The organism is Shewanella amazonensis SB2B (genome assembly GCF_000015245.1).
Taxonomy (GTDB): Bacteria; Pseudomonadota; Gammaproteobacteria; order Enterobacterales; family Shewanellaceae; genus Shewanella; species Shewanella amazonensis.
This window is the reverse complement of sequence record NC_008700.1, coordinates 2,245,335-2,266,037: the sequence shown is the minus strand read 5'-3', so window position 1 is coordinate 2,266,037 and position 20,703 is coordinate 2,245,335. Positions and strand designations below refer to the sequence as shown.

At 54.0% G+C, this 20,703-nt stretch carries 17 protein-coding genes and 1 riboswitch; of the genes, 9 read left to right on the top strand and 8 right to left on the bottom strand.

Annotated features, from left to right (window positions below; all coding sequences use genetic code 11):
- Positions 1-40: 40 nt before the first annotated feature.
- Positions 41-139, top strand: a riboswitch (TPP riboswitch).
- Between the two features lie 153 nt (positions 140-292).
- The 8 genes from thiC (at position 293) to SAMA_RS19390 (ending at position 8,889) form a co-directional block, all read left to right on the top strand.
- Positions 293-2,287, top strand: coding sequence for a phosphomethylpyrimidine synthase ThiC (thiC, locus tag SAMA_RS09740; protein WP_011759973.1), 1,995 nt, complete (start codon positions 293-295; stop codon positions 2,285-2,287).
- Complete coding sequence (gene thiE, locus SAMA_RS09735; RefSeq protein WP_011759972.1) at positions 2,288-3,865, top strand: thiamine phosphate synthase; 1,578 nt, start codon at positions 2,288-2,290, stop codon at positions 3,863-3,865.
- Positions 3,855-4,607 carry a HesA/MoeB/ThiF family protein gene (locus SAMA_RS09730; RefSeq protein ID WP_011759971.1) on the top strand — a complete coding sequence of 251 codons (753 nt, stop codon included), beginning with the start codon at positions 3,855-3,857 and terminating at the stop codon, positions 4,605-4,607. Before thiE ends, SAMA_RS09730 begins: the two co-directional genes overlap by 11 nt.
- Positions 4,601-4,804 (top strand): sulfur carrier protein ThiS, encoded by a 204-nt coding sequence (gene thiS / locus SAMA_RS09725; RefSeq protein WP_011759970.1) that lies wholly within the window; start codon positions 4,601-4,603, stop codon positions 4,802-4,804. The genes SAMA_RS09730 and thiS overlap by 7 nt, the downstream gene beginning before the upstream one ends.
- 1 nt (position 4,805) lies before the next feature.
- The gene (locus SAMA_RS09720; protein WP_011759969.1) at positions 4,806-5,621 is read left to right on the top strand and encodes a thiazole synthase; all 816 of its coding nucleotides are present in this window, start codon (positions 4,806-4,808) and stop codon (positions 5,619-5,621) included.
- On the top strand, positions 5,618-6,733 hold the full coding sequence (thiH, locus tag SAMA_RS09715) for a 2-iminoacetate synthase ThiH (RefSeq protein WP_011759968.1): 1,116 nt from the start codon (positions 5,618-5,620) through the stop codon (positions 6,731-6,733). The genes SAMA_RS09720 and thiH overlap by 4 nt, the downstream gene beginning before the upstream one ends.
- Positions 6,734-6,847: 114 nt before the next feature.
- Entirely contained in the window at positions 6,848-7,099 is a 252-nt protein-coding gene (locus SAMA_RS09710; RefSeq protein WP_011759967.1) for a hypothetical protein, read from the top strand.
- A 242-nt stretch (positions 7,100-7,341) separates the two neighbouring features.
- Positions 7,342-8,889 (top strand): putative metalloprotease CJM1_0395 family protein, encoded by a 1,548-nt coding sequence (locus SAMA_RS19390; RefSeq protein WP_198134274.1) that lies wholly within the window; start codon positions 7,342-7,344, stop codon positions 8,887-8,889.
- Here SAMA_RS19390 and SAMA_RS09695 read toward each other — a convergent pair.
- The 8 genes from SAMA_RS09695 to cmoA all read right to left on the bottom strand — a co-directional run bounded on the left by SAMA_RS09695 (position 8,872) and on the right by cmoA (position 17,746).
- The gene (locus tag SAMA_RS09695) at positions 8,872-9,777 is read right to left on the bottom strand and encodes a LysR family transcriptional regulator (RefSeq protein ID WP_011759965.1); all 906 of its coding nucleotides are present in this window, start codon (positions 9,775-9,777) and stop codon (positions 8,872-8,874) included. The genes SAMA_RS19390 and SAMA_RS09695 overlap by 18 nt on opposite strands.
- Before the next feature lie 233 nt (positions 9,778-10,010).
- Positions 10,011-11,051: a DUF3541 domain-containing protein gene (locus SAMA_RS09690; RefSeq protein ID WP_232280546.1), complete on the bottom strand. Its 1,041-nt coding sequence runs from the start codon at positions 11,049-11,051 to the stop codon at positions 10,011-10,013.
- Between the two features lie 106 nt (positions 11,052-11,157).
- On the bottom strand, positions 11,158-12,822 hold the full coding sequence (locus SAMA_RS09685) for a hypothetical protein (RefSeq protein ID WP_011759963.1): 1,665 nt from the start codon (positions 12,820-12,822) through the stop codon (positions 11,158-11,160).
- Positions 12,785-13,741 (bottom strand): alpha-L-glutamate ligase-like protein, encoded by a 957-nt coding sequence (locus SAMA_RS09680; protein WP_011759962.1) that lies wholly within the window; start codon positions 13,739-13,741, stop codon positions 12,785-12,787. The genes SAMA_RS09685 and SAMA_RS09680 overlap by 38 nt, the downstream gene beginning before the upstream one ends.
- A 1-nt stretch (position 13,742) precedes the next feature.
- Complete coding sequence (locus SAMA_RS09675) at positions 13,743-15,245, bottom strand: UUP1 family membrane protein (protein ID WP_011759961.1); 1,503 nt, start codon at positions 15,243-15,245, stop codon at positions 13,743-13,745.
- A gap of 26 nt (positions 15,246-15,271) precedes the next feature.
- The gene (locus SAMA_RS09670; protein WP_011759960.1) at positions 15,272-15,991 is read right to left on the bottom strand and encodes an ATP-dependent zinc protease family protein; all 720 of its coding nucleotides are present in this window, start codon (positions 15,989-15,991) and stop codon (positions 15,272-15,274) included.
- A gap of 34 nt (positions 15,992-16,025) precedes the next feature.
- Positions 16,026-17,018: a tRNA 5-methoxyuridine(34)/uridine 5-oxyacetic acid(34) synthase CmoB gene (cmoB, locus tag SAMA_RS09665; protein WP_011759959.1), complete on the bottom strand. Its 993-nt coding sequence runs from the start codon at positions 17,016-17,018 to the stop codon at positions 16,026-16,028.
- Complete coding sequence (cmoA, locus tag SAMA_RS09660) at positions 17,015-17,746, bottom strand: carboxy-S-adenosyl-L-methionine synthase CmoA (protein WP_011759958.1); 732 nt, start codon at positions 17,744-17,746, stop codon at positions 17,015-17,017. The genes cmoB and cmoA overlap by 4 nt, the downstream gene beginning before the upstream one ends.
- A gap of 149 nt (positions 17,747-17,895) precedes the next feature.
- Between cmoA and SAMA_RS09655 the strand changes: the two genes are divergently transcribed.
- A complete protein-coding gene (locus SAMA_RS09655; RefSeq protein WP_011759957.1) occupies positions 17,896-20,694 on the top strand; it encodes a transporter substrate-binding domain-containing protein in 2,799 nt (932 codons plus the stop codon).
- Positions 20,695-20,703: the final 9 nt, after the last annotated feature.

Here is a 20,703-nt window from a genome sequence, read left to right as displayed (position 1 = left end):
AACGGCTATTGTCAAGGCGCATCGCCTCAGCCTATACTGCCAGCACTTGTCGGAGTGCCTTAGGGCTGAGACCGTTTATTCGGGATCCGTTGAACCTGATCAGGTTAGAACCTGCGAAGGAAACAAGCATCAAATCCACCTCAAACTCGCGCCACCACAATGGATCGCCGTAAGATGAGGTGAATGAGACGATAAACATCGCACCTTGGAATTTATCGTCGCCGCTGATTCAACTGCTCAATTTTCTCCCCCGACAAGCAACTCCATTTTGAAACCAAAAGTGAGATTGCTGATGTCAAACCGCCGCGAAACCCGTAAAGCCGCCCAGGACTTTATCGATAACTTAAAGCCGCTGCGCCGCCCCAATTCCGAAAAGATTTTCATTGAAGGCTCACGGCCTGATATCCAGGTGGGCATGCGCCAAATCCATCAAACCGATACCCGTATCGTGAATACCCGCGGCGAAGAAACCTTTGAGGCCAACCCACCCATCAAGGTGTACGACTGCGCCGGTCCTTATTCAGACCCCAATGCCGACATCAATGTGCGCCGAGGCCTGCCCAAGCTGCGTGAAGGCTGGATTTTAGCGCGTAGCGATACCGAAGAGCTTAACAGCGCCTCATCCAACTTTACCCAGCAGCGTCTCGCCGATGACGGGCTGGATCACCTGCGTTTTGATGTGCTGCCAAAGCCGCGCCGCGCCAAGGCCGGTAAGCGGGTTACCCAGCTGCATTATGCCCGTCAGGGTATTATCACCCCTGAGATGGAATACATCGCCATTCGCGAAAACATGGCCCGGGATGAAGTCACCGATGAGCAGCTTAACCGCAAAAAACCAGGCGAAGCCTTTGGCGCTCTGGTGAGCAAACCCATTACCCCTGAGTTTGTCCGTGACGAAGTAGCCCGTGGCCGGGCGATTATTCCGGCCAACATCAATCACCCCGAAGCGGAGCCTATGATCATTGGTCGCAACTTTTTGGTGAAGGTGAACGCCAATATCGGCAACTCGGCCGTGACCTCATCCATCGAAGAAGAGGTGGAAAAGCTGGTGTGGTCCACCCGCTGGGGCGCAGATACCGTGATGGACCTGTCCACCGGCCGTTATATTCACGAAACCCGCGAATGGATTGTGCGTAACTCACCGGTGCCTATTGGCACTGTGCCGATTTATCAGGCGCTGGAGAAGGTCAACGGCATCGCCGAAGATCTTAACTGGGAAGTATTCCGCGACACCCTGATTGAACAGGCCGAGCAGGGGGTGGATTACTTCACCATCCACGCGGGCGTGCTGCTTCGCTACGTGCCCATGACTGCAAAACGGGTTACCGGCATAGTGTCCCGCGGCGGCTCCATCATGGCCAAATGGTGCTTAAGCCACCATCAGGAAAACTTCCTCTACACCCATTTTCGCGATATTTGCGAGCTTTGCGCCGCCTATGATGTGTCGTTGTCGCTCGGCGACGGTATGCGTCCGGGCTCCATTGCCGATGCCAATGACGAAGCCCAGTTTGCTGAGCTCGAAACCCTGGGGGAGCTGGTAAAAATCGCCTGGGAATACGATGTGCAGACCATCATTGAAGGTCCGGGCCACATCCCCATGCAGCTCATCAAAGAGAACATGGATAAGCAGCTTGAGCACTGCGCAGAGGCGCCGTTTTATACCCTGGGCCCGCAAACCACCGACATTGCCCCAGGCTACGATCACTTCACCTCCGGTATTGGGGCGGCCATGATTGCCTGGTATGGCTGCGCCATGCTTTGTTACGTCACGCCGAAAGAACATTTGGGCCTGCCGAACAAGGAAGATGTAAAACAAGGGCTTATTGCTTACAAGATTGCCGCCCACGCTGCCGATGTCGCCAAGGGACATCCCGGCGCGCAAATCCGCGACAATGCGCTGTCCAAGGCACGATTCGAGTTTCGCTGGGAGGATCAGTACAACCTCGGGCTGGATCCCGATACTGCCCGTGCCTATCACGACGAAACTCTGCCGCAGGAGTCGGCCAAGGTGGCCCATTTTTGCTCCATGTGCGGCCCCAAGTTCTGCTCGATGAAAATCACCCAGGATGTACGCGACTATGCGGCCAGTCTGGAGAATGCTGCCCGCAGCGAGGCTGACAGCGTACAGACCCTTGAAGTGGGGGCGGCCGAAAGCTATTCCAAGGCAGAAAGCTACGCCAGGGCGGGTATGGACAAGATGTCGGCCACCTTTAAACAGACAGGCAGTGCGCTTTACAGCGAGACTCATGTGGAAGCGGCCCTGAGCACCGAAAAGGAACCGGTGTAGATGGCCAAAATCAACGACATGGCAGCTAAACCCATCGTCTGGACTATCGCAGGCTCAGACAGCGGCGGCGGCGCCGGTATTCAGGCGGATTTGCTGACGCTGCAAGACCTGGGCTGCTATGGTTGCAGCGTGATAACCGCCATAACGGCGCAAAACTCGGTGGCGGTGACGGCGGTTGAGCCGGTGACACCAAGGATGCTGCGTGCCCAGCTTGAGACGTTAAAGGCGGATTTGTACCCCAGCGCAGTCAAGATAGGCCTTATCGCCAATCAGCCGCAGCTGGATTTTTTGGCTGACTGGCTGGGTGAAAACTTACCCGGCGTGCCAGTTATTCTTGACCCTGTTATGGTGGCCTCCTGCGGTGGTGACCTGCAGTCGCCAGACAATACCTGCCCCGATAAAACCGGGGAACGGTCTGGTCTGGATTTCAGTCCCTTTGCCGGAAAAATTAGCCTTATCACCCCCAACAAGGCGGAACTTTCCCGTCTTATCGGCCGCTTACTCAATGATGACGATGCTCTGGAGTGGGCTGCCAACGTACTGTGGCAGGCCTTTGGCGGCAGCATTCTTGCCAAGGGAGGAGATTGCCCATGGCAGCAGTCTAAGGCCAGGGATCTGTTGCTGCTGGGTGATATTGCTACCATTTCGCCGCTGCACAGGCGTCAGGGATTTTGGCTCAGCAATGAGCGGGTTGCGACTGTGCACAATCACGGCAGCGGCTGCACGCTTTCAAGTGCCATAGCCGCCTTTGTCGCCAAGGGGTTGGTGCTGCCCGATGCGGTGCTGCTGGCCAAAGCCTATGTATTTGAGGGGCTCAGGCAGGCAAGCGCTGTAGGTTCTGGCCCCGGGCCACTGGCCCGCACCGGCATGCCTGAGTCCCTGGCCGCTATGGCATCGATTCACCGATTACATGAAAGCCGCAGTCACAGGTTGCCAACCAAGGGGTTTACCCGCCTGGGTCATGATTTGGGCGTTTATCCCGTGGTGGCCGACATCGATATGCTTGAAACACTGCTTGAGGCAGGCGCCAACCCAATTCAGCTGCGCATCAAGGGCGAGATTGGCCCGGGTAGCGCGGCTGAAGCGGACATCATCCGCGCCATTGCCCTTGGCAGGCAGCATCGGGCGCGCGTCTTTATTAACGACCATTGGCGCCTTGCCATCAGCCATGGTGCCTTTGGGGTGCATCTTGGGCAGGAGGATATAGAGGCCGTGCCGCTGGATGCCATTGCTGAGGCTGGCATGGCCCTTGGGCTGTCGAGTCACGGGTTGTTTGAGGCCTTGCTGGCCCTTGAGCTTAACCCCAGCTACCTCGCCCTTGGGCATATTTTTCCCACTACCACCAAGGAAATGCCTTCCAAACCACAGGGGCTGGAGACGCTGGCACTTCTTGCGAAGATTGTCAGTACAGCTGTGCCAACGGTGGCGATTGGCGGTATAGAGGCGGGTAATTTGCCTGAGGTCGCTGCTACAGGCGTGGACAGCATTGCCGTGGTACGTGCTGTGACCGAAGCAAGCGAACCGGCGACTGCCTTTCGCGCACTCGCTGACGCCTGGGAGATGCGGAATGCTCGCTGATAAAGATTTTATCCGCTACTCGCGGCAAATTTTGCTGCCAGAATGCGGCGAAGCCGGGCAGCTCAGATTAAGGAACTCCCATGTGGCCATAGTGGGCGTGGGTGGCCTTGGCTGTCAGGCGGCCATGCTGCTGGCCGCGTCGGGAGTGGGGCACTTATCACTGTTCGATGCCGATAGCGTGGAGCTTTCTAACCTGCCGCGCCAGATGCTGTTTTGCGACCTTGATTTGGGCAAAACCAAGGCCGGGGTCGCCGCCGCGCGCCTTCAGGCTCGAGAGCCTGGCTTAAAAGTCTCTGTGTACGGCGAGCTTAACAGTGAGACGTTAACTCAGCTCGACGGCGCCGGGCTGGTGCTTGATTGCACCGATAATTTTACGGCGCGGCATCTTATTTCGGCGTACTGCGCTAAACACGGCAAAACGCTTATCAGCGGTGCCATTGCCGGTTTTGACGGGCTTTTGTTTGTTCAGCGGCCCGGTGAGGGTGGCTGCTATCAGTGTCTGTTCCCGCCAGGCACCACTTCGGCGCAAAACTGTGCTGCGGTTGGGGTTATGGGGCCCGCTGTGGCCATTGTCGCTTCGATGCAGGCACAACTTTGTTTGAATGAACTGCTTCAACTTCCCTGCGAGGCTGGACGCCTGCAACGTTTCGATTTCAGGCATTTTCGGTGGCATGAAGCCAGGGTGCCTGCCGATCCCCTTTGCCCGGTTTGCGGTAAGGGCAAGGAGCGCAAGGCATGCTGAGTATCAGTGTTAACGGACATTCCCATCCAATAGACGACGGCCAGGATCTGGCCAGTTTGGTTAAACATCACTGCGAGCGCGATAGCCATATCGCGCTGGTGCTCAACGGTGAAGTAGTACCGCGGCATAGCTGGGAACATATTCATCTTAAACACAATGATGCGGTTGAACTTTTTGCAGCAGTGGCAGGAGGCTGAGATGCTGAAAATTGCAGAAACGGAATTTGGCTCCAGGCTGTTTACCGGCACCGGCAAGTTTGCTTCGGGTAAGCTGATGCAGGAGGCTATTGCGGCCAGCGGCAGTGAGCTTGTCACCCTCGCCATGAAGCGGGTGGATTTTAAAACCGGCAGCGATGATATTCTGGCGCCGCTGCTGTCGCGCGGCGTGCGTCTGTTGCCCAATACCTCCGGTGCCCGCAATGCCAAAGAAGCGATATTCGCAGCCGAGCTTGCCCGGGAAATGCTGGGCACCGAGTGGCTGAAGCTTGAGATCCACCCGGATCCCAAGTACCTGATGCCGGATCCCATGGAAACCTTTGCCGCCGCCAAGGAGCTCGTCAGTCAGGGCTTTAAGGTACTGCCATATGTGCATGCCGACCCTGTGCTCTGTCGTCGCCTCGAAGAGATTGGCTGCGCAGCGGTGATGCCCCTTGGCAGCCCCATAGGCTCCAATCAGGGCTTGGTGAGCCGTGAATTTTTGAAAATCATCATTGAGCAGGCGAGCATTCCTGTGGTGGTGGATGCGGGCATTGGCGCGCCGTCCCATGCGTGTGAGGCGATGGAGCTTGGCGCCGACGCCGTGCTGGTTAATACCGCTATTGCTTCGAGTGCCGACCCTGTGCGTATGGCCAGAGCCTTTGCGCTGGCGGTGCAAATTGGCCGTGAAGCCTATCTGGCCGGGCTTGGCAGTAAGAGCTTGCACGCCCACGAAACCAGCCCGCTGACCGGCTTTTTAAATACAGGCTTATCCACCACGGGCTTGGTTGATTCGGGCATGGCGGAAAAGCTGTTATGAGCCAGGGGTATTTCTCTGAGGCATTTGCGCGCCTGAACCCCGATAGCTTGCGGCTTAAGCTCTACTCGGCCACAGCACAGGATGTGGAGGCGGCACTGCGGGCTCCGGCGGGTAACCTGAATGCGCTGCTGGCACTCTTGTCGCCTGCCGCCGAGCCTTATCTTGAGCAGATGGCACAAAAAAGCATGCAGCTCACCCGTAAGCGCTTTGGTGCCAGTATCGGTATGTACCTGCCGCTGTATCTATCCAATCTGTGTGCAAACGAGTGTGATTACTGCGGCTTTTCAATGAGTAACCGCATTAAGCGCAAGACCCTTGATGAAACCGAGCTTACCCGCGAAATGGCCGCCATCAAGGCCATGGGCTATGACTCAGTGCTGCTGGTCTCCGGCGAGCATGAAACCAAGGTCGGCATGGGCTATTTTCGTAAGGTGTTACCCGAGGTAAAGCGTGCGTTTTCCTACGTGGCGATGGAAGTGCAGCCCCTAGCCGAGCCGGAGTACCGCGAGCTGGTAACCCTCGGGCTTGATGCTGTGATGATTTATCAGGAAACCTATCAGCGAGCCACCTACGCTGAGCATCACACCCGCGGCAAAAAAATGGACTTTATCTGGCGCCTGGATACGCCCGACAGACTGGCGCTGGCCGGTGTAGACAAGATTGGCCTTGGGGTGCTGCTGGGGCTTGATGACTGGCGCCTGGATGCGCTGTTGATGGGGTATCACCTTGATTATCTTGAGCGAAAGTACTGGCGCAGCCGCTACAGTATTTCACTGCCAAGACTCAGGCCCTGCACCGGCGGCGTGGCACCGAAAACCGAGATAAGCGATAAAGGATTGGTGCAACTTATCTGTGCGTTCCGGTTGTTCAACGAAGCGCTGGATATCAGCCTCTCGACACGGGAGCGGCCGGACTTTCGCGACAATCTGTTTGCCCTTGGGATCACCCAAACCAGCGCTGGCAGTGCTACATCACCGGGAGGATACTCTGAGCCGGATACCCATTTGGATCAGTTTGAAATCAGCGATGACAGAAGTGCAGCCGACATCGCAGCCGTGCTGAAGGCGAGGGGACTTAACCCCATCTGGAAAGACTGGGAATCCCAGTGGTAATGGAGCCGTCAGTCGACGGTCTACAGTGCATTTTTGCTGGCGTTTCCCGCTTTTTTGGCTAATAATTGACCCGTTCATCAAAAGCCATTTGTGAAACTTATTCTGGAGGAAGCCATGCAAATCCCACCTGCATCCGTATCGGGTATCAATGGCTTTAACAGCGCTCAAAGTGGGTTGACTCAGGCAACCATCGATGTGGCGCGCAGCGAGCCTGCCCAACAAAGTGCCGAGCTCAAGGCTGAAGCACCTGATAAAACCGACGCCCTGGTCAAAGCGACCCAGTCGGTTAATCAGGCTGAGGCATCGGCCGAAGTGATTGAAACGGCCGATGAGACAATTGGCACCATCATAGACATCAAAGTGTAATTGCCATGTCCTCCCCGGCGCTGTCTGTCAATCATGCGGCGTCAAACGGTGTTGCCCGGCCATCTTTCGCCGGGCATCCTGATACCGCTGAGACTGCGAGAAATTCGTTCTCGTCGGCGCCCCTTGTATCCGAAGTCTCACTAAAGTCCCCATCAAATCATGCTTCTTCCCACTCAGTGTCTTTCCATAGTGGGGGCGGTGTTTCTACGCCAGCTATTTCCCACGGAGCGCCTTCATCCGGCATGACACAGACTGCGGCGTCAGGTGGCGTAGCGTCAGTTTCAGTGGGCACTAACCAGATATTAAAATCATCACCGTCTTCAGCGACGTTGCCATCAGCACCGGTCGCGACTGGAACGGCTGGACAGGTCAAACACAGGGCGTCAGGTTCACTGCAAGGAGGCTCAGCACCCACTGCCTCGGCTGCCACTCCCGGTTTTAATCTGATTACTGGCGCGCAGAGTATCGATGCGTTGCCGGGTAGAACCCAATTTGCTTCAGCCATTTCTGCTCAAGGTTATTCTCCAGTGAATCAAGGTTCTGATGCTCGGTTCAGTCAGGTTCAGAACACTGGACTCACAGGTGCTGAATTTACAAGCTCGGATGAGCACTCAGTCGCAGATATCTTTATTTCCCCAAATCAATCTTCTGTTGATGGTGTCACAACGAGTAGTGCTGAAACGGGGCGCGTTGTCAGTCAAGGAGACGGTGGAGGCGGTTCGAACGCAGTTTTTGATACAGGTACGCCTGTGGGTGTTCAGTTTGCACGAGAAGACGCGTCAAATTCAGCTGTCGCTGCCCAGGAAGCTGAGAAGGCTGCCAAAGAAGCAAAGCAACAAAAGCTTGCTGAGGCGCTGGGTGGAGAGCGGGAGCCCTTCTCTGAACAAAAGGTTGCCAGGCAGCAAGTGGAACAAGACAGCAATGCTCAGGCAATGGCCCGCGAAAACGACATCGAGCGTCGCGAGCAGGTAAAAATACGTCAGCAGGAGATGGAGGTGCGTCAGCTTGAAGCCAGACAAGCGGAAGTACTGGCACATGAGAGAGCCCACGCCGCCGTTGGTGGACAATTTGCCCGCGCGCCCAATTTTGAATATGAGCTTGGTCCTGATGGTAAGAGATATGCCACGGGGGGAGAGGTGTCGATTGATATTGCCAGCGTCCAAGGCAACCCCCAGGCGACAATCAACAAGATGCAGCAGGTATATGCCGCAGCCATGGCGCCGGTAAATCCGTCGCAAGCGGATCTGCGTGTGGCGGCTGAAGCACTCAGGAACATTGAGTTGGCCAAGGACGAATTGGCGTCCGAGCGGCTGGCGGCAATGCCCACTCAGGACGAAATTTCCCCATTATTGGACGCTCAAAACGCCATTGATGAAGTGCCGGTGTTCGAGCCGGTTACCCCTTCTTTGGGCACCAACCTGGATAAATCCGGCGCTTTGGGCAAAGAGCAGAGTGACAGCGGCTTTGTCGATGCATTGTCGGCACGTATTACCGCCGCTTTGGCTCAAACCCTTGAAAAGGATAGTGAGGGAAATAAAACAGAGAACCAGGGTAACGACGACAAAGGCACTGAGACTAGCCTAGTTGCCGTCGATACCGGGTCGGATGGCTCAGGCTCGGCTTCTGATGGCTATGGCCAAACACTTGATAATTCACGCACCACGGATATCAGTAAGCTTGGGCCACCGAGAGCGATCCTTGCGTATCTCGACACCAACGAGAAGACACAAATCGAAAACGATAAGTCCCAACCTAATAAGGCGGCATCATCGCTACTGGCGCTGGCATGAGATACCATGCTGGGCAAGAATGAGCAGCTCCAACGCCTCACCCGCAGGCCCCTGATCGTCTCTGCTAGGGACAACCAGATTAATGGGGATCTTCCGGCTTTCACTTCCGGTCAGATACAGTCTGACCAAGTCTCCTGACGCCAACTCTTTTTCAACCAACTCTTTTGGCAGCCAGCAAAAGCCGCTACCCGAACACAGAATGGCTTTCGCTTCGTGGAAATTACTCACCGTCCATCGCTGCTCAGCTTTAAGCCAGCCGATATCCTTATTGGTTTTGGCGGCGGTATCACGAATAACGATTTGCAGATGCTGGGCGAGAAACTTGTCGTCCTGGATCTTGAGCTCGGCGGCAAGTGGGTTGGAAGGGTGACACACTAAAATCAATTCGACGACGCACAGTGGCTGTGCCAAATGTCCCTTTGGGGGATTGCCGCCGCAGAGCGCAATATCAACCTTGTTTTCTTCCACCAACTCATGGGTGCCATTGAGCACCGAATCAATCACAGAGACCCGGGTACCTCTGCCATTGGGTAAAAAAGCGTTGATGGCTGTGATGAGCTTATCCATGGGATAGATAATTTCCCGGGCTATGGTCAGGCTGGGTTCCCAGCCGCGTTCAAGATTGCCTGCAAGTTGCTCAAGCTCCATGACTGACTGGGTGATGTAGCGGCTGCGCCTGAGCAGTACTTCCCCGCGGGGAGTCAGGTAGGCTTTGCGTCCCCTAACCTCCAAAAGCTCCACCCCCAGCTGATGTTGTAACTTTGCAACGGCATGGTTAAGGGAAGATTGGCTCTTGTTTAGGGCAGTGGCGGCCTGCGCATAGCCGCCATGGTCTACGACAGCCTGCAGAATTCGCCATTGCTCGAGGGTGGATTTTGCTCTGAACATAGCTGCTACATCGAAAGAAGTTTGCTTAATACTGCACTTTTAATTCGATTTTTTGCAATAAAAATATCCGGCTCTTGTGAACAGAAGATGTGTGGTGACGATTCATGTCCTGTCGTCATGACCCGAAAAGGATGAATCTTAATGGCTTTGCATTGTAGGTGCCAAAGACCGGTTTTGCGGTCTTTGGACTTACTGCGTGACCTTACTTTATCAACGGTGAGTTACACGTGATTCTATTTTTTTAGGTTGTCCGGCTTTTTCGATTTGGCGCTGGGCGCCGTTTTGGGAGTAACCATTTTCGGCAGATACTTTTTGGTCGCTTTCAGCTCCGCCAGATAAGGTCCCGGGCTTAAGGTCTGTGGCCATTGCAACAGCATCATGGCGAGCATGTTTCTGTGCTCCCCCAGAGCCAGGTCCGGATTGCCCCTTGGCGAAGGGATGATATCGTGCTCTTCGTCAAAGGCTTTTACGATGTGACGCCGGGTCTTACTGACCACATCACTGTCGTCTTTCCCTGCAAGCAAAAAGCTGACACCGACTTCAGCGATGATGTCGTCGGTGGCATCTTTGAGGATCCGGTCGATATTGGCCTCGAAATACTCCAGTACCCAGGCAAACTCGCTGGCATCAACGGGCGCCTGGTAATAGCCACTGGCTGCAAATACAAAGTGGGTCATGCCGTAGAGTTTGTTACGAAACTGCGCCTTATCCAGGTTTTGGTCGCGGGATGCAGGGTACACCTTGTTAAAGGCATCCCGGTAGTCTTTGAGGTAGTCGCCAACGCCCAGCTGTTTCGCCCAGTAAACATAGTTGGCAAGCTGCGCGGCCCAGGATTCAATCATCTCAGGTGAGGTCAGTCCCTGCTTAAGATCAGTCGCCTTTAATGCGGCAATCATCTTGTCATGACATGGGCCCTCAAGGCCGAATTCATCGATGCGGCTTGCAAACCTGAGCAGTACATCGGTGTAAAACAAAAACTCCGGAAAGCTGTCGAGGGCCTTTTTGCGTGCACTCGCCCTTGGGCCTCGACCAAGTGCCTCAATGGCTTCTTCAGCAGCGGAGCCAATAAAGCCGGGCTTGTCCAGGTTACAGGCATAAAACGCCTGCGACTCGGTCACCGCGTACAAATCAACCAGTGCTGCATTGGCATATTTGTCATCGCCTGTCATGCGATACATGCGTATGCCGTAATGGCCCTGCACGCGCGGCGGCAACTCAAACAGACTGGCTTCCAATTGCTGTTTGATAGCCTGATAAACCGCTGTCGTACCCATGGGCTCGGTAGCGTTGTTGCTGCTGTGTTTGGCATCTTCGGCCTTGCTGTCTGCGGCATTGGCCGCGGGTAAAAGGCTGGCACAGAGTAACAAGGCGCAGGTTTTACTAGCGAAGGTCATCGGCAATACTCCTTATCAGTTCGTCGGCCGTGTAACTGCGGCCGAGGAGGGAGGTGAGTTGCTGCATCAAAGATTGACGATTTGGATTGACCAGCAGCAGTTCAAAGGCGTGTTCATCGGTCATCTGCTGGTGGTCGGTGATAAAGCGGGAGAGTCTTTGTTGCCACAACTCGCGGTAAAGCAAGGGGCCTTGTTGCACGAGTGCTATGGTACTTTGGTACTGAGCGTCTACACTCGGCCATTGCCCCTCAAAATGTTCTGCAAATCTGTCTATTCCCGCAGGTTGATATCGATAGAAATCCAGTGCCAACGCCGAGCGATAGTAGTTTTGGGCCAGGCGGTGGGCGTCGACTATCGCTTCCCTTGGCGTGGCCGCCGGCAATCGGCTACTGAGCTTGTTTTCCAGTATCAGTGCCAGCCAGTTGGCTGCAAGCGCCCGACTGTCATCATATTCACTTTGCCTCGCCAGCAAATAGTGGCGCTCTACCTGCGTCATATTGGCAAGGGCCCTGGCAAAAGCATGGATAAAATCCGCCGCGGCGCTGCGACCCTTTAACACATCAGGCCGGATTAACAGGCCCTGATTGAACTGGCGTGTAAAAATACCTGGGCGGGTGAGCTGAAAGTCCGGGTCTTTACCTGTGGCAATGGCAAGCTCCCCAAGAAGTCTGTTATTAAGCCAGAGCCGTAAATGAGTATCGCTGAGCCAGTCGAACCGAATGCCGAATGTTTGTAACTCATTGAGCAAGGTGTTTAACAGCCAGTTGCTGTCAATGGGAGTGCGGTTGCCGTCGGCCTGTTTCAGTGCCCGGCCTATGTTCCAGGGCGCCAATGTCTTATCAGGACGGGTGGCCTGCAAGAAGGCGAGCGCCGTGTCCGGGGTGGCGAAGAAGGTGTTGTTGAGTGCAAGACTTACGTAATCTGCAAAGCCCTGCTGAATGGCCTGTGACTGTCTTATGTCGTGAATGACATTCAAGGCACTAAGGCTCAGTTCGCGCGCTCTAATTTGATAGGATTTCCAAGCGCTCTCGCGGCATTCTTCATTGATTTGTTCGCTCAAATAAACCGCAACAGCATTGCTTATTTGGTTTTTTGATGATTTATTTTCACTGACAATTTGGCATTCGTCAGTGGGCTGTAAACTGAATTCTCCGCGCTTGTGGCCAGTCATAAAACTGGCCTCTGCGGTGTGCAATCGGGCTTTGTCAGTAGCCGACAATCGCATACTCGCCAGCCTATACATTGCTTGCCCCAACGCTGCCGTATCGCCTTCGCCATGGGTTTGCAAGCGAAGACTGAGCTGCTTAAACGCAACCTTTTGCGTGATTTGGTCTATTTCATCAGCGAGGCGGATTTGGCAGTTTACCAGGATATCGCGGCCGTCTTTCGACAGTGGCTCACTAAGGTAAAGGCTGACCCGGGACGATATATTGTTAAAGCCCAGGCTGAGCCGTTCAAATTGCGTGGCTTGAACTGCAGCCGAGAGTGGATCCTGAATGAGGTCAAGACTTTCCGGGTTGAAGGCTGCGTCGAAGTCACTTGCCAGGGTCAGCTGCTGGCATTGCTCCGCCAGCAGCATCACAGGATTGGCAATCGCAGTACTGCACCAGAGACTAGCGGTCAGCGTGAGCGCCGAAATGCACTTTGGCATAGGCCACCCTGTCATTCACATCCATAAACTTGTTGCCGAGCGATTCCACGTGTTTAAGTCTTGGCAGCAATCCCTTGCCGTTGGCGATTTGTATGGCGAGACCCGGTCGGGCGTTTAGCTCCAGCAGCAGAGGGCCTTTTTCGCTGTCCAGCACCATATCGGTACCAAGATAACCAAGCTCACACATTTCATAGGCACTGGAGGCGGTGGTCAGCAGGGTATCCCAATTTGGCACCTGAATGTCCATCAGGCGCTTGCCTGTGTCGGGGTGAAACTCGATAGGCTCGTTAAACTGCACTGCTCTGAGGCCTTTACCTGTGGCGATATCAATGCCAACCCCCACCGCGCCCTGGTGCAGGTTAGCCTTGCCATCGGACGCTGCGGTAGACAGGCGCAACATGCCCATTACAGGATATCCCTTGAACACAATCAAACGGATATCCGGTACCCCTTCATAGCTGTAGCCATCGAATACGGGATCAAACTGAATAAGCCCTTCTACAATGGCGACATCGGGTTTGCCGCCAAGAGAGAAGAGGCCACTTAAGATATTGGAGACATGGCGGTCGATTTCGCTGGGTGTGACTTCATTGCCACTGGGTTTGTAGTAGCGACCGTTTTCGACCTTGGTGATCACCAAAATCCCTTTGCCCCCGGAGCCCTTGGCGGGCTTAATCACAAAGCCGCCGCGCCCCTGTACCATTTCCGGGATTTCGGCAATCTCGTGCTGCTCCTGCACCACACCAATCAAATCCGGTACTGCGATGTCGTTGGCAAGGGCCAGCTGCTTGGTGGTCAGTTTGTCATCCACCCGCTGATAGTATTTTCGCGGGTTATATCGACCGATAAAGTCGATATTGCGCTTGTTCATATTGAGCACACCCGCGCGGCGAAGCTCCCAAGGCCAGGCAAATTTCATGTTATTCTCCCGCCAGGGGTTTAAAGCGCTTAAGCTCGAGCAGGCGATAGCCCGTGTATTGGCCCATCAACATCACCAACGCCAGGATCACCAGGTGGATCCCGAGGAAGTTGAACACCCAGTGCTGGACCCAGCTTGCGCTCATGGCGAGGTAGGCCAGAGTCGCAACCAAGAGGCTGCCGCCACCCTGAAGCACGACTTCTTTGGCGCCTTCTTCTTCCCACAGGATAGACATTCGCTCAATGGTCCAGGCGAGGATGATCATCGGGAAGAAGGTAATGGTCAGGCCTTCGCTGAGGCCAAACTTGTAAGACAGCAGGGTAAAGATACCTATGATGCCAATCACCACTATGATGACCGCCGATATTCGCGAAATCAGCAGCAGGTTAAGGTGCGACAGATAAGAGCGGATCATCAGGCCACAGGCCACAATCAGTAAAAAGCCAACCAAACCTGTGAGCAGGGTGGTTTGGATAAAGGCCAGTGCAATCAACACCGGCATAAAGGTGCCAGAGGTTTTTATACCGATTATCACCCGCAAAAACACCACCATCAGCACGCCGATGGGGATAAGCAAAATCCCTTTGAACAGGCTCTGTTCTTCCAGTGGCAATTGATAGAGTGAAAAGTCCAGTCCCTGAGTGGTTTCCATCATGTCGATGGAGGTGGCAAGGGCGGGGCGGGTTTCCATCAGCATGGAAAAGCTTACCTGAGAATTGTTGCCGCCTATCACGTCCAGTACCGACTTGCCCTGACGTTCCCACAACAGCAGATTCTCTGGGCGTCCTTCTTTGCCACTTGTGGCATCAAAGAGATACCATTCACCCTGGTCGTACACTTCCACAAAGGGCACCAGTTGCTGGCGCCGGCGCTGATCTTCCAGAAACAGGGCTGAGACTTCACGGGCGGGAACCCCCTTGGCGGCCAGCAAGTTGATAAAGAGGCGGCTTGGCGTTTGGGCTGTCAGCAGCAGCGCCAGATTCTGGCTCTTTTCGGTCCCCACCAGAGTTACCAGTTGGCGGGCATAGGAGAGGTTGGAGCCACTGCGTTCCCAGGCGGCATCGATGACTTCCTGAGCGGCGGTCTGCTCGGTGGCGGCCCAGACAGGCGCTTCGGGCGTTTTTGGTTCGATATCCTCAACTAACCGAGAAATGCCTGTGGGAACCAAGGTCACCTTATAGTAGAGATCCTGTTGCCCAAGCACCGCACGTTTGCTCCACAATGCACGTCGCCCGTCGGCATCGTCCATCATCGCCAGGCCAAAACCAGCAGACGTTGTGTGCTCAAGCAGCACTTCAAATGCGGGGTCCTGGGGTAAGGCAAGCGACACTTCACTTTCGCCACCCTGGCCGATAAAGCTGACCTTTGCATCTATCGCCCAGGTATTGACCTGCTCGCCCGGCAAGAAGGGTACCCTGTGCTCTACACCGCGATAAATACTGCTGGAGATCCCAAGGACAACCAATAAAAAAACGAAAATATAAAATGGCTTACGTGAGTGCATCTGCGCTCCTTTGCTCTTGAGATCTGTTACTTTCCGTGAATGAACTGCTGGCTGACATCCACAACTGCAATGTCTTTGATAAATTTACGGCCAAGCAACAAGGGATAATCCAGATGGCTGCGGTCGGTTAGATTCAGATCGGTTTCGGCGCTGTATTTGCCGATTTTAAGGTGGGCGTGAATAACAGGACGACGGTCGTCCACATCGCCTTCCTGTTTAATGCGCACAAAACGCACCACTTTTGACTCATAGGTGGAGGCCGGTTTGGATTCTCCCTGTACCATCACATCGAAGCGCACCCATTGTTCGCCGTCTCGCTCAAACAGGAGGATGTTGCGGGCATCCAGTGACGAGCTTTCAGCCCCCGTGTCGATGCGGGTGTGAAAGCTGGCTTTAAGTTCGTCGATGAAGACTTTTTCGACTTCCCCCAGCATGAACTTGTCGCCGATGGCACTGGGCGGACATTCGACAGGTACTACTGCGGCCGCAGTCATTTGATTATTTTGCTTGAATGTCGCGAGGTTTTTATCCAGGGCTGCGATGGCGCTGTTCAGTTCAGAAAGTTTGGCTTGTGTATCCAGATTTCCCTTATCGATAACGGCCATCATGCGCGCTTCACTGTTATCGAGGTTGGCTTTCAGCTCTTGGGCATTTAGCGGGGCAGGGCCTGCAACTTCGGGTTTGGAGGTAGTGCTGCAACCTGCACATACGGCGATGATGGCAACGGCCAGGGTATGTTTGAACATAGTCTTTGCTTCCCTTTCGATAGCGGTTCTTGTCTCAGTCTGCATCCTGTGGACTGCGGTTCTTTACCGCAATGAAGGTGGCCCGCTTGGGTGCCGGATATCCCTCTACTGTAAGATTGACGTCCTTGGGATCCAGGTAATCCACAAGCGATTCATTTTGCATCCATGGGGTACTGCGCTGCTCCGCAAGGGAGGTGACATCCACATTCACACAGCGCACATCGGTAAAGTCACATTTCTCAAGCCACAGCTTAAGTGCATCAATTGATGGTAAAAACCATACATTATTCATCTTGCCATATCTATCTTGGGGCACCAGAACCGTGTCTTTATCACCATCTACCACCAGGGTTTCCAACACAAGTTCACCACCCATTCGCAATTGATCCCTAAGTTGTAACAAGTGATCGATGGGGGAGCGTCTGTGATAAAGCACGCCCATAGAGAACACAGTATCGAACGCATCCAGCGGCGGCAGTTCCTCTATGCCCAGTGGCAATAGGTGCACTGGCAGCTCGGTATCTATCAGGCGCTTAATGGCTTCAAACTGGCACAGAAACAGTGCAGATGGGTCTATTCCCACCACCCGTTTGGCTCCCGCACCCAGCATGCGCCACATGTGATAGCCGCTGCCACATCCCACATCCAATACCGTGCGATTGGTCAGCGGGCTTAAGTGGGGGGAAACCCTGTCCCATTTCCAGTCGCTGCGCCACTCGGTATCAATATGAATCCCATGTACATGGAACGGCCCCTTGCGCCATGGTTGCAGTATTTTCAGCAGGTTTTCGAGTTTCTCGGTTTGTCCGCTGTCAAGTTGCAGCCCATCGCCAATCGTCACGCTGTCTTTCAAGTCAAGGAACTCAGGGGCCGGATAGTGCAGCTTTGCCAGCACCTTCTCCCATTTGGGCAGGTTTCCATGTTTATGTTGGCGTTGCCATTCACCCAGAATTGCGGGCAAAGACTCAAGCCAGTGTTGCAATTGAGTATCGGCGATTTGGCGATAAAAGCTTGAGAAACTGATCACTTGATAGCCACCATAGATGCAAAATTAAAACATTGGAACCAAAGGTCAGCCTGGGTGAAGCCGGCTTGGTTCAGTCGGGTTTTGTGCTGTTCCAGCGTGTCGGGGATCAGTACATTCTCAATGGCGCTGCGTTTTTGACTGATTTCCAGTTCGCTATAACCATTTGCCCGTTTGAAATCGAGATGCAGCGAGTCCAGTAATGCCTGGACATCGACGCCGTCAAATTTGAGTTTTTCAGACAGCAGCAGGATACCGCCGGGGTTAAGTCCCTGATAGATGCGTGCCAGCAGGGTGTCTCTGTCGTCTGGCGGCAAAAACTGCAGGGTAAAGTTGAGCACCACCAGAGAGGCATTTTCAAACGTTTGATCTCGAATATCAGCCAGCTGAAAGAAAACTTTGGTGTCGCTCACGTAAGCGGAGAGGTTTTCTTCAGCCCGTACCAACATAGGCTCGCTGTTATCGATGGCAAAAATGCGCGCATTGCGACCTTCGATTTTGCGGCGGATGGCAAGAGTCGCGGCTCCCAGAGAACAGCCCAGATCATAAACATTGGAGCCTGGCGTGACGCAGCGGTCAGCAATTTCACCAATCGTGTTAATGATTTGCGTGTAACCGGGCACTGAGCGGCGGATCATGTCGCCAAATACACCGGCAACGCGACTGTCAAACTGGAAGTTACCCTGATGCTCGCCTGGCTCGGCGAACAGTGTGTCCTGTTGATTGGTCATGGGATTCTTATCTCACAATATAGCCTTGTATTTTAACGAAACGCTTTTCTGACCAGCAAGGGCACACTGGCTATTTCGTGGAAATTTATGTCTAATATATCGTTAAGTAACATTCCCTTTACGCCTTATTGACCTTTTGGGTGTTCCCTTTGAAGCTTATTCTGAGACTGTTTTTTTTCCTTAGCCTCTTGTTGCCCTCTGTGCTTCATGCCAGTGAAAAGCCACTGGTGTTGGTGATGGGAGAAGACAGCTATCCATTTCAGTTCCTTGATGATGATGGCGAACCACAGGGATTACTGGTGGAGTTGTGGAAAGAGTGGTCGAGGGTCAATCGTCGTCCGGTGGTATTTGTCGGGAGGGTGTGGCGCGATTCGGTTGCCCAGTTGGAAGACGGGCGCGCCGATGTCCATTTGGGCATGGCTATCAATCCTGAACGCGAAGCCAGGTTTGCATTTGCAAACGCCATTTCTGACGTTAACACCTACGTCTACCTGCATAAGCAGTTGCAGGGACGTACAAAACTTGAAGAACTTCAACCCTTTCAAATCGGCATAGTACAGGGTTCTACCTTTGAGCAGGAGCTCAGTAGCCGCCAGCCCGGTCTGGTGTTTCGCTATTTCCCTACCCGCGATAGCCTCCTTGAAGCCGCATACCGGGGAGAGCTTGTTGCGTTTGCCGGGATGGAAGGCTACATGCGCGACCAGGCGTTGCAGCAGAAACTCGCGGCTGAGTTTCCCATTAATACACGGGTATTGGTTCGGGAGACCAAACTTCATCCAGCGGTCAGAAAGGGCAACAATGCGCTTATCCGGGAGATAAACGAAGGCTTTGCCAATGTCGCCGATGATTTTATTCGCAAGCTAGAGCGTCGCTGGCTGGGGTATCAGCGTCAGCAAAGTGGTCTCGCCATTGCCATGCAACTGGGGGTTGAGCCCTTTGTAGACCTGGGGGGCGATGGTCAGCCCCACGGCCTCTACGTTGATATCTGGCGGCTGTGGTCAGAAAAAACCGGGATCCCCATTAACTTCATCCCCGGCGATATGAATGGCAGTCTGGAGGATGTGCGTTCGGGGCGTGCCGATGTGCATATCGGCTATCCGGAGAGTGACGATATGAATACCGGGCTCTACCGCGCCTGGCATATGTACACCATCAAGAGCCGTTTATTTTTGTACGGCGATCAAAGTCATGACCTGGATGCCCTAAAGGGCAAACGTCTTGGGGTATTTCCGACTGCACCTTATGTGGCAGCGCTCAAGGCTGCCTTACCCAACACCCAGATCCGTTTCTATCAGGGTATGGACGAAATGCTCACCGCTGTGCATCAGGGGGATATTGTCGGTTTTGTGGCGGCCGCCGCCTGGACCCAACATTACTTGTTGCTCAATCGCAGCTGGTCAGAATTTCATCAGGTGCCTTCCCTTGAGTTTGACACCGAAATTTATGCGCTGATCCGTCAGGGAGATCAGGGGCTTGCCAATCGTATTGCCTCTGGATTCAACATGATTGATTGGAAAGAGCTGGCGGACATTGAGCAAAAATGGATGCTCAACAGCCGCGACCATGTGTTTTTGAAAAGCAAAGAACACATAGAGCTCACGGATAACCAACGGCGCTATCTTGATGGACTTGGCACCTTGCGTATGGGGTTTCTTGAAAACTGGGGGCCCATGGAGTTTGTTGATGAGCAGGGTAACTTTGCCGGCGTTAATGCCGACATTGCCCAGATGATGGAAGCCATGTTGGGCATTGAAATTCAACCCGTGCCATTCAAGGAATGGAGCGATCTGATAAGCGCCCTGGCAAAAGGCAACATAGATTTAGCGGGCAGCGTGGCCAAAACCGCCGAGCGGGAAGGGCAAATGGGATACTCAGAACCCTACTGGCCCTCGGCCTGGGCTTTGGTTAGCCCACTGGAAAGCGTCACCGTATTCAACCTTGAACAGCTCGAAGGTCAGCGTTTGGCGGTTGTAGAGGGATACCAGATTATCAGCCGTTTGATGGCAGAATACCCCGGCATCAAGCTGGTATTGGTGCCGGACAGTCAATCCGGGTTGCAAACGGTTGCATCCGGTAAGGCCGATGTGTTCCTTGAAAAGGTGGTAACAGTCGCAAGCCAACTGGGCGCAGGCCAGTATCAGCAGCTGAAGATGTCGCTGCTGGCAGATTTTGCCGATCAGAAGAGCCACATAGCCGTATCAGCCAAACACTCGGAACTTCTGCCTTTTATCAATCGGGTCATTGCCAAACTGGACAAAGCCAGGGTGCAGGAAATCTATAGCCGGTGGGTGGACATTAAGCTCGACACCGGCTTGGTGCGTTATCAGCGCTATATGAAGGGCGTGGCGATAGCCTTGGCACTGCTGACACTCTTGGTGCTGGTCATTACCGTGATTAACCGGCGCCTTAAAGGCGAAATTCAGGCCAGAAAAGAGGCCGAATCGCGCATTGCCCATCTGGCGAGCCACGACCCGCTAACCGGGTTGCCAAACCGTATGTTGCTTGATGACCGTCTTAAACAGGCAACCTTGTTCCATTGCCGTGAGCAGAGTAAATTTGCACTGTTGTTTGTCGATCTGGATGGCTTTAAAGAAATCAACGATAGCGAGGGGCATGTCACAGGGGATGCGGCGCTGGTTAAGGTGGCGAACTTGCTGGACGAGGCTGTCAGAAAGTCCGACACAGTGGCGCGCTTCGGCGGCGATGAGTTTGTGGTATTGCTCAATAGAATTCACGACCTGGACAGCGTCTGTCAGGTGGCTGAAACCCTGATTGCCCGCATTGGCGAGCCGCTGAACATCGGCAAAAAGACCCTGAAACTGTCGGCCAGTATCGGTATCGCCATTTTCCCGTCCGATAGCGACAACCCCATAGGCCTGATGCAAAAAGCCGACAAAATGATGTATTTCGCCAAACAGGCGGGAGGTAATGGTTATCGCAGTGCCTGAGAGTGCGTT